At 67.9% G+C, this 16,038-nt stretch carries 14 protein-coding genes; 3 read left to right on the plus strand and 11 right to left on the minus strand.

Features of this window, described 5'->3' with window-relative positions; genetic code table 11:
* Window positions 1–55: 55 nt before the first annotated feature.
* Genes J2X06_RS01805 through J2X06_RS01820 form a run of 4 tightly spaced genes read right to left on the minus strand, consistent with a single transcriptional unit; the run spans window position 56 to window position 3,752 of the window.
* Complete coding sequence (locus J2X06_RS01805) at window positions 56–1,339, minus strand: TRAP transporter large permease (protein WP_310057500.1); 1,284 nt, start codon at window positions 1,337–1,339, stop codon at window positions 56–58.
* On the minus strand, window positions 1,339–1,896 hold the full coding sequence (locus tag J2X06_RS01810; RefSeq protein ID WP_310057502.1) for a TRAP transporter small permease: 558 nt from the start codon (window positions 1,894–1,896) through the stop codon (window positions 1,339–1,341). The genes J2X06_RS01805 and J2X06_RS01810 overlap by 1 nt, the downstream gene beginning before the upstream one ends.
* 9 nt (window positions 1,897–1,905) lie before the next feature.
* Window positions 1,906–2,907: a TRAP transporter substrate-binding protein gene (locus tag J2X06_RS01815; protein ID WP_310057505.1), complete on the minus strand. Its 1,002-nt coding sequence runs from the start codon at window positions 2,905–2,907 to the stop codon at window positions 1,906–1,908.
* A complete protein-coding gene (locus J2X06_RS01820; RefSeq protein WP_310057507.1) occupies window positions 2,904–3,752 on the minus strand; it encodes a 2-keto-4-pentenoate hydratase in 849 nt (282 codons plus the stop codon). The genes J2X06_RS01815 and J2X06_RS01820 overlap by 4 nt, the downstream gene beginning before the upstream one ends.
* A 105-nt stretch (window positions 3,753–3,857) precedes the next feature.
* Between J2X06_RS01820 and J2X06_RS01825 the strand changes: the two genes are divergently transcribed.
* On the plus strand, window positions 3,858–5,222 hold the full coding sequence (locus J2X06_RS01825; RefSeq protein WP_310057510.1) for a pectate lyase family protein: 1,365 nt from the start codon (window positions 3,858–3,860) through the stop codon (window positions 5,220–5,222).
* 138 nt (window positions 5,223–5,360) lie between these two features.
* Here J2X06_RS01825 and J2X06_RS01830 read toward each other — a convergent pair whose 3' ends face one another.
* From J2X06_RS01830 to J2X06_RS01845, 4 genes are all read right to left on the minus strand, one after another.
* Entirely contained in the window at window positions 5,361–6,143 is a 783-nt protein-coding gene (locus J2X06_RS01830) for a rhamnogalacturonan acetylesterase (RefSeq protein WP_310057513.1), read from the minus strand.
* Window positions 6,144–6,160: 17 nt separating this feature from the next.
* On the minus strand, window positions 6,161–7,300 hold the full coding sequence (locus tag J2X06_RS01835) for a pectinesterase family protein (RefSeq protein WP_310057516.1): 1,140 nt from the start codon (window positions 7,298–7,300) through the stop codon (window positions 6,161–6,163).
* Window positions 7,297–8,652: a pectate lyase family protein gene (locus J2X06_RS01840; protein WP_310057519.1), complete on the minus strand. Its 1,356-nt coding sequence runs from the start codon at window positions 8,650–8,652 to the stop codon at window positions 7,297–7,299. Before J2X06_RS01840 ends, J2X06_RS01835 begins: the two co-directional genes overlap by 4 nt.
* Before the next feature lie 168 nt (window positions 8,653–8,820).
* Window positions 8,821–11,676 (minus strand): TonB-dependent receptor, encoded by a 2,856-nt coding sequence (locus J2X06_RS01845; protein ID WP_310057522.1) that lies wholly within the window; start codon window positions 11,674–11,676, stop codon window positions 8,821–8,823.
* 233 nt (window positions 11,677–11,909) lie between these two features.
* On the opposite strand from J2X06_RS01845, the gene J2X06_RS01850 reads away from it, so the two are divergent.
* Both J2X06_RS01850 and eda read left to right on the plus strand, forming a co-directional pair.
* Window positions 11,910–12,920 carry a sugar kinase gene (locus J2X06_RS01850; RefSeq protein WP_310057525.1) on the plus strand — a complete coding sequence of 337 codons (1,011 nt, stop codon included), beginning with the start codon at window positions 11,910–11,912 and terminating at the stop codon, window positions 12,918–12,920.
* Window positions 12,907–13,533 (plus strand): bifunctional 4-hydroxy-2-oxoglutarate aldolase/2-dehydro-3-deoxy-phosphogluconate aldolase, encoded by a 627-nt coding sequence (gene eda / locus J2X06_RS01855; protein ID WP_310057528.1) that lies wholly within the window; start codon window positions 12,907–12,909, stop codon window positions 13,531–13,533. The genes J2X06_RS01850 and eda overlap by 14 nt, the downstream gene beginning before the upstream one ends.
* Before the next feature lie 23 nt (window positions 13,534–13,556).
* On the opposite strand, the gene J2X06_RS01860 is transcribed toward eda, so the two are convergent.
* The 3 genes from J2X06_RS01860 to J2X06_RS01870 all read right to left on the minus strand — a co-directional run bounded on the left by J2X06_RS01860 (window position 13,557) and on the right by J2X06_RS01870 (window position 15,983).
* Window positions 13,557–14,315 (minus strand): endonuclease/exonuclease/phosphatase family protein, encoded by a 759-nt coding sequence (locus J2X06_RS01860; RefSeq protein ID WP_430539475.1) that lies wholly within the window; start codon window positions 14,313–14,315, stop codon window positions 13,557–13,559.
* A 20-nt stretch (window positions 14,316–14,335) separates the two neighbouring features.
* Window positions 14,336–15,157: a thiol:disulfide interchange protein DsbA/DsbL gene (locus J2X06_RS01865; RefSeq protein ID WP_430539532.1), complete on the minus strand. Its 822-nt coding sequence runs from the start codon at window positions 15,155–15,157 to the stop codon at window positions 14,336–14,338.
* 145 nt (window positions 15,158–15,302) lie between these two features.
* Window positions 15,303–15,983 carry a thiol:disulfide interchange protein DsbA/DsbL gene (locus J2X06_RS01870; protein WP_310057533.1) on the minus strand — a complete coding sequence of 227 codons (681 nt, stop codon included), beginning with the start codon at window positions 15,981–15,983 and terminating at the stop codon, window positions 15,303–15,305.
* Window positions 15,984–16,038 lie beyond the last annotated feature (55 nt).

Genomic DNA, 16,038 nt, shown 5'->3' on the forward strand with positions numbered 1-16,038 from the left:
TCGCGTCATTCGCGTGATCAGCGGTGGACCGCCTTGCCCGCCCGCGTCCGCAGCGTCACGACTTCAGCATCGCCGGCAGCCACAGCGACAGTTGCGGGACGAAGGTCACCACCAGCAGCACCGCGAACGCGGCCAGCCAGAACGGCCAGATCGTGCGAAGCGTCTCGCCGATGCTGATCTTGCCGATCGCGGTGCCGACGAACAGCACCGAGCCGAGCGGCGGCGAGATCAGGCTGATGCCGCCCTTGAGGATCAGGATCACGCCGAAGTGGACTGGGTCCACGCCGATCGCCTTGGCCAGCGGCAGGAAGATCGGCGTGCAGATGATGATCATCGGCGCCAGGTCCATGAAGGTGCCCAGCACCAGCAGGATCAGAATCATCAGCAACAGCAGCAGGGTCTTGTCGGTGGTCAGCGAGGTCAGTGCGTCCACCGCCGCCGTGGGCACCTGCAGGTAGGCCAGCAGCCAGCCGAACGACGCCGCCGAGGCGATCACGAACAGGATCATGCCGGTGGTGCGCGCGGCGCCGGTGACGGTCTCGAGGAAGTCGCGCCAGCCCAGATTGCGGTACACCAGCGTGGTGACCAGTAGCGCGTACACCACCGCGATCGCGGCGCTCTCCACCGCGGTGAAGATGCCGGCGCGGATGCCGACGAAGATCAGCGCCACCAGCAACAGGCCAGGCAGCGCCGCGACCAGACGGCGCAGCACCACGCCGAAGCCCGGGAACGCCTCGATGGCGTAGCCGCGACGCCGCGCGATCACCCAGCAGGTGAGCATCAGCGTGGCGGTCATCAGCAGCGCCGGCAGGATGCCGGCCGCGAACAGGTCGGCGATCGAAATGCTGCCGCCGGCCGAGGCCGAGTACAGGATCAGGTTGTGCGACGGAGGCACCAGCAGTGCGACCATCGCCGCGGTCATGGTGACGTTGACCGCGAAGTCGCGGTCGAAGCCGCGCCGCACCATCTGCGGAATCATCGCGCTGCCGATGGCCGAGACGTCGGCGATGGCCGACCCGGACACGCCACCGAAGAACAGCGACGACAGCACGCTGACCTGGCCCAGGCCGCCACGCAGATGGCCGACCAGCGCCGAGGCCAGGCCGATGAGCCGCTCCGAGATGCCGCCGCGCAGCATGATCTCGCCGGCGAAGATGAAGAGCGGGATCGCAATCAGCGACGCGCTACCGGCGCCGGCGGCGGTCTGCTGCACCATCACGATGGGCGGCAGGCCGATGTAGATCAGCGTGGCAAGCGCAGCAGAGGCCAGCGAGAAAGCGACCGGAACGCCGATGATGAGCAGCAGGGCGAATACGCCGAACAGAACCGCGACTTCCATCATTCACTCCGGGGCTGCGCGATCGGCGCGATGAACGCAGCGGCCAGGCGCTGCAGGGCGAACAGGCAGATCAGGGCGCCGGCGATCGACATCGGCGCGTAGACCGCGCTTTGCGGCAGCGGGGCGCCAGCCATCGGGATGTCGATCCCGTCGAGCAGCAGCTCGCCGCCCCACAGCGCCAGCACCGCGCCGATCGAGCCGATCACCAGGCTGGAGATCGCGGTCAGCACGCGGCGCAGCCGCGGGCCGGCCGAATGCACCAGGATGAAAAAGCCGAAGTGCGAGCCGCGTTGCACGCCGGCCGCCGCGCCGAAACTCATCGCGGTGTTCAGCAGCAGCAACGCGACCGGTTCCGTCCAGCCGGGCGAGTCGTTGAGGACGTAGCGCGCGAACACCTGCAGCGCCTGCACGGCCACCATGCCGAGCAATGCGAAGCCGGCGATCGCCGTGGAGAAACTCGCCAGCCGGTCCAGCCAGCCACGCGGTCGGTCGTATGCGTCGGCGTTGGCGGCCGCTTCGTCCAGCCCGGGCGTCATTGCGGTATGTGCGTCTGCCATCGTGATGCCTCAGGCCAGGGATCGGACGTTGCGGTAAAGCGCTTCGATCGCCGGATCGCGGCGGTATTGCGCGAGCAGCGGCGCCACGGCCGCGCGGAACGCGTCGAGGTCGCAGTCGTTCATGCGCACGCCGGCCTGGACCAGTGCGGCCTTGGATGCCGCTTCCGATTCGTCCCACGCCTGGCGCATCACCGCGACCGAGCGCCTGGCGATGTCGAGCAGCAGGGCGCGGTCGCCCGGCTGCAGCGAATCGAAGCTGCGCCGCGAGATCAGCAGCACGTCGGGCGCGTACGAATGCTCGGTCTGCGACCAGTAGTGCGCGGCCTCGAACTGGCGGCTGGAGTGGAAGCTGCGCAGGTTGTTCTCGGCGCCGTCGATCAGGTGGGTCTGCAGCGCGGAGAACACCTCGCCGTACGCCAGTGGCGTCGGGTTGCCGCCGAACAGGCGGATCATCTGCATGAAGATGTCCGAGGCCGGCACGCGGAACTTCAGGCCGTGCAGGTCGGCGGGCGTGACGATCGGGTGGCGAACGTTGTAGAAGCAGCGCGCGCCGCTGTCGTAGATCGCCAGGCCGACCAGGTCGCGCTTGGCGAAGCCACGCAACACGGTCGCGCCGACCTCGCCATCGAGCGCGCGGCGCAGGTGCGCGACCGAATCGAACACGTACGGCAGCGACAGCACCTGCGTCAGCGGGAAAGCGTTGTTGAGCGCGCCGGAATAGACGCGGGTCATGTCGATCGCACCGAACCGGGCCATGTCGATGGCCTCCGATTCGCGGCCGAGCTGGCCGGAGTGATACAGCCGCATGCGCACGCGGCCCCCGGTCTCGCGCTCCATCTGCTCGCCGATCCAGCGCACCGCCTGCACCGTCGGGTAGTCGCTGACGTGCACGTCGGTGACGGTGAGCACGCGTGCGCCGGTCGAGCCCGTCGCGCGCAGGACGCCCGCCGGCAGCGCGCTCGCAGCGCAGGCGGCGGCCAGTCCGGTCAGGAAGGTGCGGCGCGTGGTCATGCGTGCGGATCCTCGGATGCGGACAACGGGACGGCCGGCACGGCGTCGCAATGCAGTTCGCCCAGTTCGCCGAAGCTGATGCGCGAACTTTGCCCGGCGACGATGTCATGGATGCCGGTGGCGGCGCCCGTGGTGACCAGCATGCCCGCCTTCAGCGGGTAGCCGCGACGGGCGCAGCGCGACAGCGCGAAGGCCAGTGCCCCGAGCAGCCCGCCGCTGATGGACGCCGCGCTGCCCAGGCCGACCGACGTGCCTTCGATGAAGGTCGCGCAGCGCATCGCGGCCTCGTCCCGCGAGCGCCAGCCGGCAATCTCAGGCCCGAGGATCAGCCCGGCGTTGTTGCCGAAGTCCGAGACCACGATCGCCGGACCCAGCACGTTGATCAGCGGCAGCGGGCTGCCGGCGAGTTCGACGCCGACCAGCAGGGCATCGACGAGCGCGGCGGCTTCCTCGTGGCTGTAGTCGGTCTTGTCCGCCGGCGCATCGGCGGCCATGCGGAACACGAACTCGGCCTCGACCGCGGCGAACCCGCCGGGAATCACCGCGAAGCGCGCGGTCTCACCGGAGCGGGGTGCCTGCACGGAGCCGGCGAAGACCGGGCCGACCAGCCGCTCCTCGCCCAGCTTCGCCTCCCAGTCCGCCGACAGGCGCCCGACCTTCCAGCCCACGATCGGCTGTCCCCACAGCGCGATGGCGGCGTCCTGGCAGGCATAGCCCTCGTCGAGTGTCCGCGGCAGTGTGCCGGGATACTCCGGAAGCGCCCGGGCCTGGCGCCTGGCAGCAACCAGCCGCCGGGCAATGGCGGCGCTGTCGTGGCTGCCCACTTCGGGCGCGATCTCATTCATGCCGTGTGTCATCCCCTGGCGGTATCTCGTCGAAGGAGTTGTATAGGAAACCGGTGTCATTGACAATCGGGTCTAGACTCGGAGGTGGTCCGGGGAGGGGTAGGCATGGCGGAGTCGAAGCGTGTGCGCGGTTTTTCATGGATTGGAGCCGGCCTGCTGGCTTTCCTGACCGGGGGGGCGGCCCTGGCGTTTGAAACGGCCCCGGCGGCCGCCGTGTCCCAGGGGACACCGGCGCTGGCCTTCCCGGGTGCCCAGGGCTGGGCCGCGCAAACGCCGGGCGGTCGCGGGGGCAAGGTATTGCGCGTCACCACGCTGGCGGCGAGTGGGCCGGGCTCCTTCGCCGAGGCCATCGCCACCCCGGGGCCCCGCATCGTCGTGTTCGAGGTCGGCGGCGTCGTCGACCTGGACATGAAGGAGCTGCGCATCGCGGAGCCGTTCCTGACCATTGCCGGCCAGACCGCGCCGCAACCGGGCATCACCTTCATCAAGGGCGGGCTGACCATCGCCACCCACGATGTGGTCGTGCGCCACATACGCATGCGCCCGGGCGACGGCAACAAGCCCAAGTGGTCCGGCGACATCGACGCGATCACCACCGTGCGCGGTGCGCAGGACGTGATCGTCGACCACTGCTCGCTGACCTGGGCCACCGACGAGAACCTGTCGGCCTCGAGCACGCGCTTTCTTGGCGAGGGCGAGCAGCAGTGGATGGAGGCGGCCTCGCGCCGCATCACCTACAGCAACAACATCATCGCCGAGGGCCTGGCCAACGCCACGCATCCCAAGGGGGAGCATTCCAAGGGCTCGCTGATCCACGACCACGTCAACGACGTGCTGATCATCGGCAACCTCTACGCGCACAACTACGAGCGCAACCCGTTGTTCAAGGGCGGCGCGCGCGGGCAGGTGATCAACAACCTGATCTATGACCCGGGCCAGCGCGCCGTGCACTACAACCTGATCGCCGAGGAATGGCTGGGCCATCCGTATTCGCGTGGCGCGATGGCGGTGCGCGGCAATGTCATGCGCGCCGGCATCTCGACCGAGGAACTCGCGTTCTTCACCGTCGGCGGCTCCGGCGACCTCGACGTGTACCTGGACGACAACATCGCGCTGGATCGCATCGGCCGGCCGCTGCCGCAGCAAGGCCGCTATACGACCACGCCGATCCACGTCGATGCGATGCGCAAGGCGCCTGCGTTGCCGTTTGGTGTGACGCTGCTGCCATCGGACAAGGTGCAGGACGCCGTCGTCGCCAACGCCGGCGCGCGCCCGTGGGACCGCGACGACGTCGACCGCCGCATCCTGGCCGACACCATCGAAGGGCGCGGTCGCATCATCGACAGCCAGGAGCAGGTGGGCGGTTATCCGAAGCAGGAAGCCACGCGCCAGGCGTTCGTGCCCGCCGACTGGGACATGGACACGATGGAGCCTCGCAAGCCGCTGCCGCGGCGTGCGCCGTTGAAGTGAGGAGTGGGGGCGCCGGCCGCCTTCACCGCAACCGGCTCATCGCAAGCGCAGTGGAGCTATGAGATTCCCTTCTCCGCGCGCGGGAGAAGGTGCCCGAAGGGCGGTTGAAGGGCGCTTCTGCTTTTTGTTGCATGAGCGCTAACGACAATCCACAGCCTCAACATCCGCCTTCAACCGCCGCGCCAACGGCAACCCCGAACCACGCAGCGCCATCGCGAACTCCGACGCGATGCAAGCCGCCCCCTTCGGCGAGAAATGCGTGTTGTCCTCCACGCCGTTGGGGTAGTTCGCGTGGCCCGGCGCCACCCACAGGAACAGCGACCTGGAAGCCTCCACGCCCGCTTCCTGCACCACCGCTTCGCTGCGCTTTTGCATATCGATCAATGCGACCTGTCCGCGCGCCGCCAGGGCGCGCACCAGGTCCGGATACTCGCCGTGGCTGTCCAGCAGCCTTCCCGCATCGTCGAAACGGCGCCGCGCCACCGGCGTCAGCAACACTGGCGTCGCCTGCTTCCCACGCACGTCGCTGACGAAGCGTTCCAGGTTGCGCGCGTAATCGGCCGGCGGCGTGTAGCGGTCGCGCTTCTCCACCGACTGGTCGTTATGCCCGAACTGGATCAGCACGACGTCGCCCGGCTGCGTCACATCCAGCAACGCCTGCCAGCGCCCTTCCTCGATGAAGGTACGGGTGCTGCGTCCGTTCCTGGCGCGGTTGTCGACCGCCACCGTGCCAGGCTGGAACTGCACAGCGAGGAACTCGCCCCAGCCGGTTTCCGGGCGCTTCTCCGGCAGTTTCTCGGCCATCGTCGAGTCGCCGGCAAGGTGGATCGTGACGACTGCGCGCTCGGCGGCACTGACGGGCAGGACCGACAACCCCAAGGCCAGCACCGACAGCAAGACCGGCCACCGCGTGTTCTTCATCGAAACTCTCCGTCGGATCAGATCTGTGGCACCCAGCCGCCCAGCACCTGCTCGCGCGAATACAGAGCGAGCATCCGCCGATCGAGCTGGCGTCGCGACGGTGAACGGTTGGCCCCCGGGCCGCGGCTGTCGTGCTCGTACAGCCGGGCCGCCTCGGGAGGCAGCATCACGCGCTCGCCGTTGCGCGCCGTGTAACCCATCGCATCCCAGCCCTGCGGATCGATGTGCGCGTCCATCCAGCACGAGAGGTAGACGGCCGCACCGACGGCGTCCGGATCGCCGTACTTGCCGTCGGGAAAAGTCCTGCCCGGGCGCCACGCGCGACCCAGCGCGACGCTGGCGTCGGCGATGGTGGCTTCGCGCGTCAGTCGGCAGCGCATGAACGTAAGCCCGTACAGTTGCGCCGCTGGCGTGCAGGGCACGGCGACATAGCCCTGCCGGTCCTTGCCGGGACGATGGCGAGAGCGCAGTTCGCAGTCTTCGAACAGGGCGTTGCCGGCGCCGAAGACGAAGTCGACGCTGCCGCTGACCAGGCTGCGCGAGAACAGGCTGCGTCCGGCATCGACGAACAGCGTGTCCTGATGTCCGTGGATGTCGACGTCCTCCAGCGCGCAGCGGTCGGCGCCGGCGTCGAGCATCAGCGCCACCGCCTGCGCGCCGTTGGGACCGATCTGCTCGAACTTCGGCGCCTGCAGGTTGCCGACATAGTCGAAGGTGTTCTCGATGGTGAGATTGCGCGCGTGGAAGTCGGCGGCGCGCACGATCACGCTGGCGCAGCCCCAGGTGCCCCAGGGCTCGCCGTCGGGGCGCCGCATGCCGGCCGCGGCGTCGAAGTGCACCACGCTGCGCGCGCGATCCTCGCCGATCAGGTGGATGTGCGGACGGTCGATGACCAGCTTCTCGCGCCAGCGTCCGCGCGTGACCAGGATGCGGAACGGTTGCCGTCCGTCGACGGGAGCGGCCGCGATGGCCTCGCCCACGCTTGCGTAGGTGGGAGCACGCAGGTCCGCACGCGGTTGCAGCGACACCACTGCATCGGGCTGTGGGCGCGCAGAAGCAGCCCACAGCGGATGGGCCAGTGCGCCGGCGCCGGCCAACAGCGACGCCTGTAGCAGGCGTCGCCGTTGCACATCCAGCATGTCGTGTCGGTGCGTCACTTGAACGGCCCGGCTCCCTGGATCACAGACACCGGCACCGTGCGCGCCGGCTCGATCGGGCCGTGCAACACGGGCGTCCAGTTGACGCTTCCGCTCAGCACGTTGCCGTTGACCGCGTTGAATTCGGCGACCGGGTCGACCTGGCTGTTGTCCGACACGCCGTTGAGCAACGTGCCGGCGACGTGGATCGCCTGGCCGTTGAAGCGGCCGATGAAAAGATCCGGCGCGACCGAATCGCCGACGCGGAAGTGGTTGTTCTGCGCATATATCTGCGACTCCACGCCCACGCCCCAGCTGTAGCCATAGAGCTCGGCCGCGGCCTCGTCGCTGACCTTGTAATGGTTGTTGTAGACGTGCACCTGGCCGTAGCGCACGCGCGGTACGCGCTGGCCCAGGTCCTGGAACAGGTTGTGGTGCAGGGTGATGCGCAGCTTGCCGCGGTCGGCGGTGGCGCTGTCGGAAGATCCGACCAGCATGGTCTTGTCGTGGTCGCTGAAGCGGTTCCACGAGATCGTCACCAGGTCGGACTCATTGGTCACGTCGACCAGGCCGTCATGCACCTGGTAGATCCGGCCGAAGAACGTCGGCAACGTCGAGTCTTGTGTGGCGACGTCGCGGAACGCGTTGTGGTCGATCCACACGTGCGTGGCGTTGCGTACCGAGATCGAGTCGTACAGTGCGTTCCAGTTGCCCGTCGCGCCGTCGGTGGGCGACCACTGCGGGAAGCAGTCGTAGCTGTCCTCGAAGCTGAGGTTGCGGATGATCACGTTCATCGGCTGGTTGCCGCTGGTGCTGCTGGGCCGGATGTCCAGCCAGGCGCCGCGGAATCCCGCATCGGGCGTGACGCCGACGATGGTCGTGTTGGCGGGAATGCGGATGCGCACGCGCGCCTGCTGCGCGGCGGCCGAGGCCACGCGGGCACGCTCGAGCGGACCGCTGGGGTTCGTGCGTCCCCATACGGCCGGGTCGTAGGCCGCCAGGAACGCATCGAGCGAATAGAGGGTGTTGGTCACCGCATCGGGCCGCGCGTAATCGGCGCAGGTGAGTGGTTGGTTGTCGGCGTCGACGTTGCCGTCGATAACGCCGGCGATGCGGATGATCTTCGGTGTCGCGTCCGGAAAGTTCAGCGCGGCGACCAGTGCGTTGCGGTCGGACACGGTGTGCACGCGCGCTGCGGTGGCCGCCGAGCCGCCCGTGGTCGCGTGCGGCAGGGCTGCGGTAGCAAGCGAAGCCCAGCCATCGCCGGATGCCAGCGTTTCACGGTCGAGATCGGGAATGCGCCCGGCTTGCGCCGCAGGCAGTGGCGCGGTCAGCAGCAGGGTGGTCAGAAGTGCGGTTTTCGCTTTGCTCATCGATGCCATCTCCAGTCCGGATAAAGGAGGACGACGGGCGATGGGAGCGGCGCGGCGTCCGGGCGATATGTCGCGGCGATTCAACTGCGCTTGCGTTACGACGGTGATGCGAAAAAAGGGCCGCGGTCGACCGGGCGCATGGCTGCGCCCGGCCGCCGCGGCCGAGGGTTAGAACTTGTAGCGGGCGCCGACGAAGTACTGGCGGCCGACGTGGTGGTAGACCGATGCGCGATCGCCGACCGAATCCACCCACTGGTCCTGGAACTCGTCGGTGAGGTTCAGGCCTTCCAGGCTGAGCTCGAGGTGATCGTTGAGCTTGTAGGAGGCCGCCATGTCGATCGTCAGCGTCTCCTCGGTGCCTTCCACGTCGTTGCCGTTGCGGCCCGGCACGGTGGTCAGGTAGTTGTCGCGATAGGCCGCCGAGACACGCGCCGAGAACTTGTCGCCTTCGTAGTAGAGCGTCGCGTTGTAGGCGTTCTTGGACAAGCCGGTCAGGTCGGTCTTCAGCGACGGCAAGCCGGTCGAGGTCACGTACTGGATCTTCGAATCGACGTAGGTGTAGTTCATCTGAACACCGAAGTCGCTCCAGAAGCCGGGCAGGAAGGTGAACGGCTGCTGGTAGGTGAACTCCAGGCCCTTCAGCGGACCGCCCTTGCTGTTGACCGGGACGTTGAACTGGAAGTCGTCGTTGACCGTCGCGCCGGTGCCTTCGAGCAGGCTCGCCGGGAGGCCGGAGGTGTAGTACGGCCGGATTTCACGCGAGGTCAGCACGAAGGAGTCGATGTCCTTGTAGAACAGCCCCAGCGCCAGCAGCGACTCCTCGGCGAAGTACCACTCGAAGCTCAGGTCGGCGGTGTCGGCACGGAACGGATCCAGCGCCGGGTTGCCGCCGGTCACCACGCGGTTGCCGCCGCTGACGTTCACCGTCACGCCGGGCGTGAGGTTGCCCAGTCCGGGACGCGCCATCACTTTCGACGCCGCCAGGCGGATCAGGAAGTCGGGCGTGATGTCGGCGACCAGGTTGAACGAAGGCAGCGTGTCGTCGTAGGAGCGCTTGACCGTCACCTGCTGCGGCGTGGTGGTGCCGACGGTGGAGAAGCCGGTGGAGGTCTGCGTCGTATCGACCTGGCGCACGCCGACGTTGCCGCTCAGCGGCAGGCTGCCGATCTGGGTGTTGAATTCGGCCTGGACCCAGAAGCCCTGGTCGCGCTCGACCACCGAGCGGTTGTTGCCGAGCACGGCGGCCACCGTATCGCTGACCGCGAAGATGCCACTGTCGCTGTAGATGTTGAAGGCGCGGTTGAATGCATCGATGTCCGGGATCAGCCACGTGCTGTCGCCCACGTTGCTGATGTCCTCCAGTCCGATCGACTTGGTCAGGTCGGCCAGGGTCGTGCCCGCCGGAAGTGCCGGAACGACCAGTTCGGACGCGCGACGCTCTTCGCGGCTATCGAAGGTGTATTCCTTGAACTGGCCGCCGGCCTTGAGCCGGAAAGCATCGGTCATCTGCCAGGCGAAGCCGATCTGGGCGTTGTCGATGGTGTTGTCGGCGAACTGCGGACGCAGGCGGATTTCCGAACCCGGCAACGTGCTGGAGCCGCTGATGAAGGCCCACTGCGACGGATCGTTGACGTCGAAGCCGTTGGTGATCACCGGCAGGCGGTTGTCGCCGCGATAGTCGTAGACGTAGTTCTGCGCGTTGAGCTTGTCGATCGTGATGGTGGTCTGGATCGGGTTCTCGAACTCCGACTTCGCCCGGCCGGCCTCGAAGTTCAGGGTGAAGTCGTCGGTCAGCTTGTGGTCGCCGTAAAAGTTGAACTGGGTGAACTTGGTTTCCAGCTTGTCGAAGCGGGCTTCCGAACGCACGTCGACGTTGTTGAAGCGGCCGAAGACCAGGTTGTTGCGATAGTCGACGGCGCTTTCGATCACCACCGTCTCCGGCTTGCCGCCGGCGCCGGCGGCGCGGCAGGCATTGCCGGCGGTGCCCGCGGCGCAGGCACCGCGGCTGAAGGACAGGCCGTTGAGGAAATTCTCGGTGCGCGTGGCATCGAGGTCGGCGTACATCATGTCCAGCCCGATCGAGGTGGCATCGGTCGGATCCCACTGCAGCGAGGCCGTGACGCCCAGGCGCTCCTGCTCATGCTCGAGCACGCCATAGCGCGGAATGCGCGGATGGAATGTCTGGGCGTTCTCCACGGACGGCGTGCCCGCGAAGCCGCCGCTGCTGGTACCGGTATCCCAGCGCACCGTGCTGTGGCCTTCCTCGATCAGGCGGCGCTTGGTGTAGGCCACCGACATCAGGGCGCCGAACTTGTTGTCCGCCCAGGTGTTGCTGATCAGCATCGTCGCGCGCGGGTCTATATCGCCGGCCAGGTCGTTGTAGCCCAGCTGCGCGCCGGTGACGAAGGTGAAACCGTCGTAGTCGAAGGGACGCGCGGTCTGCAGGTCGACGGTGGCGCCGAGCGAGCCTTCCTCGATATCGGCCGAAGCGGTCTTGCGCACCTTGATGCTGTTGAACAGCTCCGAGGCGAACACGTTGAAGTCGAAGCCGCGGCCGCGGTTGGCGCCGCCGGAACTGTCGGTGCCGCCGGTGGTGGTCAGCGCCTCCATGCCGTTGATACGCACGCGGGTGAACTGGCTGTCCAGGCCGCGCACCGAGATCTGTCGGCCTTCGCCGGCGTCGCGGGCGATGGACACACCCGGAATTCGCTGCAGCGACTCGGCCAGGTTCAGGTCCGGGAAGTCCGCGATATCCTCGGCGACGATGGCGTCGACCACGCCGGTCTCACCACGCTTCACCTCCAGCGCCTTCTCCAGGGCGCCGCGGAAGCCGGTGACTACCACCGCGTCGAGATCAGTGGGGTCGCTCTGCTGCGCAGCCGGTGCGGCTGCTGCGGTATCGCTGGCGGCCGGCGTGGGCGCTTGCTGGGCCAGGCCTGGCAGGGCCGACATCTGAAGCGCCAGCCCGATGGAGGCAGCCAACAAGGTAACCGGTGTCTTTTTTGCTCTGCGCTGTGAATTCATGGGTCTCCCCTCCCGTGTGACTTGAACAGCTTATAAGGTGCTTGTTGACTGGCTTGCGGTGCTTGTTATCGTGTTGCGGCGGTGCAAATGACACCGATGGTCAAAACCCTAACAAAAGGGAATGCCCACCGCATGCTGCAGTGCGTCAAAAAGTCGTTAAGCGGCTCCACGGCGGTCTGGCAGGGTAGTCAGGCAGGTGATTTTTAGTCCCCGGGAGGGGGCAAGGAGTAGGGATGAGCCAACGGATCGTATGTTTCGGGGAATTGCTGCTGCGGCTGTCGGCGCCGGGGCGTGAGCGGCTGTTGCAGACGCCCGGGCTGGAGGTGCACATCGGCGGCGCCGAGGCCAATGTGGCGGTATCGCTGGCCCGCTTCGGCCACGACGCGGCAGTGATCAGCACCGTCGCCGACAACGCCCTGGGTGAGGCGGCCGTCGCCGAACTGCGGCGCTATGGCGTCGATACGCGGCACGTCCGCGCGGTACCTGGGCGCATGGGCCTGTACTTCCTGTCCCACGGCGCGCTGCACCGGCCTAGCGAGGTGTTGTACGACCGCGCCGACTCGGCATTCGCCAGGGCCAACGACTACGACTGGGAGGCGCTGCTGCAGGGCGCGGCGTGGCTGCACCTGTCGGGCGTCAGCCCGGCGCTGGGGGCCGCCACCGCGCAGGCGACCATCGACGCGGCGCGCGCTGCGCGCAGGCTTGGGGTGAAGGTCTCGTTCGACGGCAACTTCCGCGGGAAGCTTTGGCAGACCTGGAACGGCGATGCCGCGGCGATCCTGCGCCAGATATTCGCCGAAGCCGACCTTCTCTTCGCCGACCATCGCGACATCGCGGTGGTGCTGGGCGAAAGCGCCAGGGCCGAAGGCGAGCACGCCGTCGCCGAAGCCGCCGGCCACGCGTTCGCCGCATTCCCGCACCTGCAATGGCTGGCCAGCACGTTGCGCACGCAGCACAGCGTCGACCGGCACACGCTCTCGGCGGTGTTGGCCAGTCGCGACGGCAGCTGGCATCGCGCTCCCGACTACGAGCTGGAAACCATCGTCGATCGCATCGGCACCGGCGATGCGTTCGCCGCCGGCGTGATGCATGGCCTGGTCGAAGGCATGAAGCCGGACGAACTGCTGCACTTCGGCTTGGGCGCTGCGTGCCTGAAGCATTCGCTGCCCGGCGATTTCAACCTGGTCGCGCGCGAGGAAGTGCAGGCGCTGGTATCGCAGGCGGGATTCCATGTCCGTCGTTGACGCCGAAGCAGTGCTGCGCGGCCAGCGCATCATTCCGGTCTACACGCCCGGCAGCGAAACCGAGGCGGTCGCCGTGGCGCGCGCGCTGCTGCAGGGCGGCATCGGCGCGATCGAAGTGACGCTGCGCACGCCGGTGGCGATCGATGCCATCGCCGCGATCGCCCGGGACGTACCCGGCATGATCGTTGGCGCCGGCACCGTGCTCGACGTCGCGCAGTTGCACCAGGCGCATCGCGCGGGCGCGAGGTTCGCCGTGTCGCCCGGATGCTCGGACGAATTGTTGCGGGAGGCGCGCGAGGCCGCCATCGCCTACCTGCCCGGCGTGGCCACCAGCAGCGAAGTGATGAAGGCCTTCGGCGCGGGCTACCGCTTGCTCAAGGTGTTTCCTGCGCAGGCCATCAACGCGCTGGCACTGATCGCCGCGTGGAGTGGCCCGTTTGCGCAGGCGCGGTTCTGTCCGACCGGAGGCATCGACGCGGCCCACGCGGCGCAGTATCTGGCGCAGCCGAACGTGGCCTGCCTGGGCGGTTCCTGGCTGACGCCCAAGGCGCTGATCGAGCGTGGCGACTGGGCGCAGATCGAAGCGCTGGCGCGCGCGGCCTCGGCGTTGTAGAGGCCGCCGTCGAACCAGGGCGCCTAGCGCAGCGCGAGATCGGGAACTTCCAGTTCCAGTGACAGCGCCAGGTGGTCCGACAGCGCCGCCGGCACGGCGCGTTCGTTGGACGTGCGCAGGCCGTCGCCAACCAGGATGTGGTCGATCGCGCGCTGCGGCCGCCAGCTCGGGAACGTCGGCACGACGCCATTGGGCGGTTGCAGGCGCGTGTTGCGGAACAGCGCCTGCATCTCGGGACGGTCGATCGAGCAGTTGAAGTCGCCCATCAGCACCGCGTGCGGATGGTCATGCAGCAGTTCGGCGATGAAGGCCAGCTGCGAGGCGCGCGAGCCGGCGCCCAGCGACAGGTGCGCGATGGCGATGAGCAGCGCGGCGTCGCCCTCGCCAAAACGCGCCATCAGCATGCCGCGGCCGGAAATGCGGCCGGGCAGGGGATGGTCGATGACTTCGCGCGGCTCCAGCTTGCTCAACAGCCCGTTGGCGCTGGAAGCGACGCTGCCGACGCGACGGTTGGGCTGGTGGCTCCAGTAGTCGAAACCGCCACGCTGGGCGAGGTAATGCGTCTGGTTGGTGAAGCCCGAGCGCAGGCTGCCCGGGTCGCTCTCGTTGAGGCCGACGATGTCGTGCGTGCCGGCGAGCTGCGCGATCGCGTCGAGGCTGCTTCGCTTGTTGCCCGCAGGCAGCACGTGCGACCAGCTGCGCGCGACGTAGTCGTGATAGCCGCGCGTGCTCGACCCCGCCTGGATGTTGGCGCTCAGCAGGCGGAGCCGACGCGTGGACATGGCGCTCGCGGTGGTGCGGATCAGCCGCCCGCCGCGGTGCCGCCCTTGGCACGTTCCTGCGCGACCAGGTGGTCGGTGATGCGCAGCATGTCCTCGAAGCCCTTGCCGACCACGCGGTACTTGCCGGCGACCACGATCGTCGGCGTGGCTTCGACGCCGCTGCGCTGGATGAACTGATTGGCGCGCTTGACCTTGGCGTCGATGGCGAAGCTCGACATGGTGCTGGCGAACGACTTCGCATCGACGCCGTACTTGGCGTAGAAGGCCGCGATCTGGTCGGGCGTCGCGACGGTCGGCGGAGCCGGCAGGCTGCGGTCGACATGGATCGCGTTGAATACCGCCTCATGCGTCTTGTCGAGCAGGCCCATGGCCTGCGCGGTGTAGAACGCCTTGGCATACGGCATCCAGTAGCCGCCGAACGGCGCCGCGACCGGAGTGAACTGCACGTCCGCCGGCTGCTTGGCCTTCCACGACTCGACCAGGGTTTCGAAGTGAGCGCAGTGCGGGCAGGTGTAGCCGAATACCTCGACCACCTCGATCTTGCCTGCGGCCGGCTGGTACGGCTGGCCGCCGGCGATCTCGATGTAATCGGTGCCGGCTATCGGTGCCGGGCCCTGCGGCGCCACGACCGGATTATTGTTGGGAGCGGCCGGTGCGGCGGCCTCGGCCGGCGCAGGTGTGGTCGTCGCGGGAGCCTCCGTCGCAGGCGCGGCTTCGGGAGCCGCTGCGGTGGTGGCGGTGGCCGGCGCATCCGCCGGTGCTGGCGCCTGCTGCTGCGAGCAGGCGGCGAGCAGGGCGACGCTCAACAAGGCCGCGCTCAACAGGGGGGCGCGGAACGACAGGGGCAGGCGCGAAATCATCGTGCAAATCTCCGCAGCGGGGCACTTGGGTGCCGGTGGGGAAGGCGTCCGACGGACGCCGTCACGGTTCAGAAGGATGGCAAAGGATAGCGAGGGCTGCGCTGAACAGGGAGCGCATCGATCACGCTTAGCGCTTGCCGGCGCTCTTTTCGCGCGCCACCAGCGCATCGACGATGCGCAGCGCGTCGTCGAAGGAGCGCGCGCCGGTCACGCGGTACTTGCCGTTGACCACCATCGTCGGCGTCCCATCGACGCCGCTGTGCATGATGAACTCCCGCGCCTGGTCCATGCGCGCCTGCACCTTCGGGCTGTCGAAGGTCTGCGTGAACTTCACCGGGTCGACGCCGTAGCCGGCATAGAACGTGGCCAGCTCGCCGACCGTCGCGCCGTTGATCGGCAGCGCGTGGTCTTCATGCAGGGCCTTGAACACGGCGGCATGGGTGCGTCCAGTGACGCCCAGTTCCTGGGCGCTGTAGTAGGCCTTGGCGTAGGGCATCCAGTAACCGCCGAACGGTGCCGCCAGCGCGACGAAGTTCACGTCCTTGGTGCGCTTGGCCTTCCACGTCGAGACCGTCGGTTCGAAGTGGGCGCAATGAGGGCAGGTGTAGCCGAACACCTCCACCACCTCGACCTTGCCCTTGACCGGTGGTGCGAACGGCTTGCCGTCCTCGATCACGACGTAATCGACGCCTTCGACGATCGGGGTGCTGACCGCGGCCTTGGCCGGGGCGTCGGCGGCGAGCGCCGGTGCCAGCGCGAGGGCGGAGACGGTGGCGAGGACAGCGGAGAGGAAGAAGCGTCGGCTCATGGGCAGGTCTCGAGTCGTGCTGGAAGGTGAGGGCCGGAACGAAGGGGCGGAAACT

This window comes from Lysobacter niastensis, assembly GCF_031457115.1.
Lineage (GTDB): Bacteria > Pseudomonadota > Gammaproteobacteria > Xanthomonadales > Xanthomonadaceae > Lysobacter_J > Lysobacter_J niastensis_A.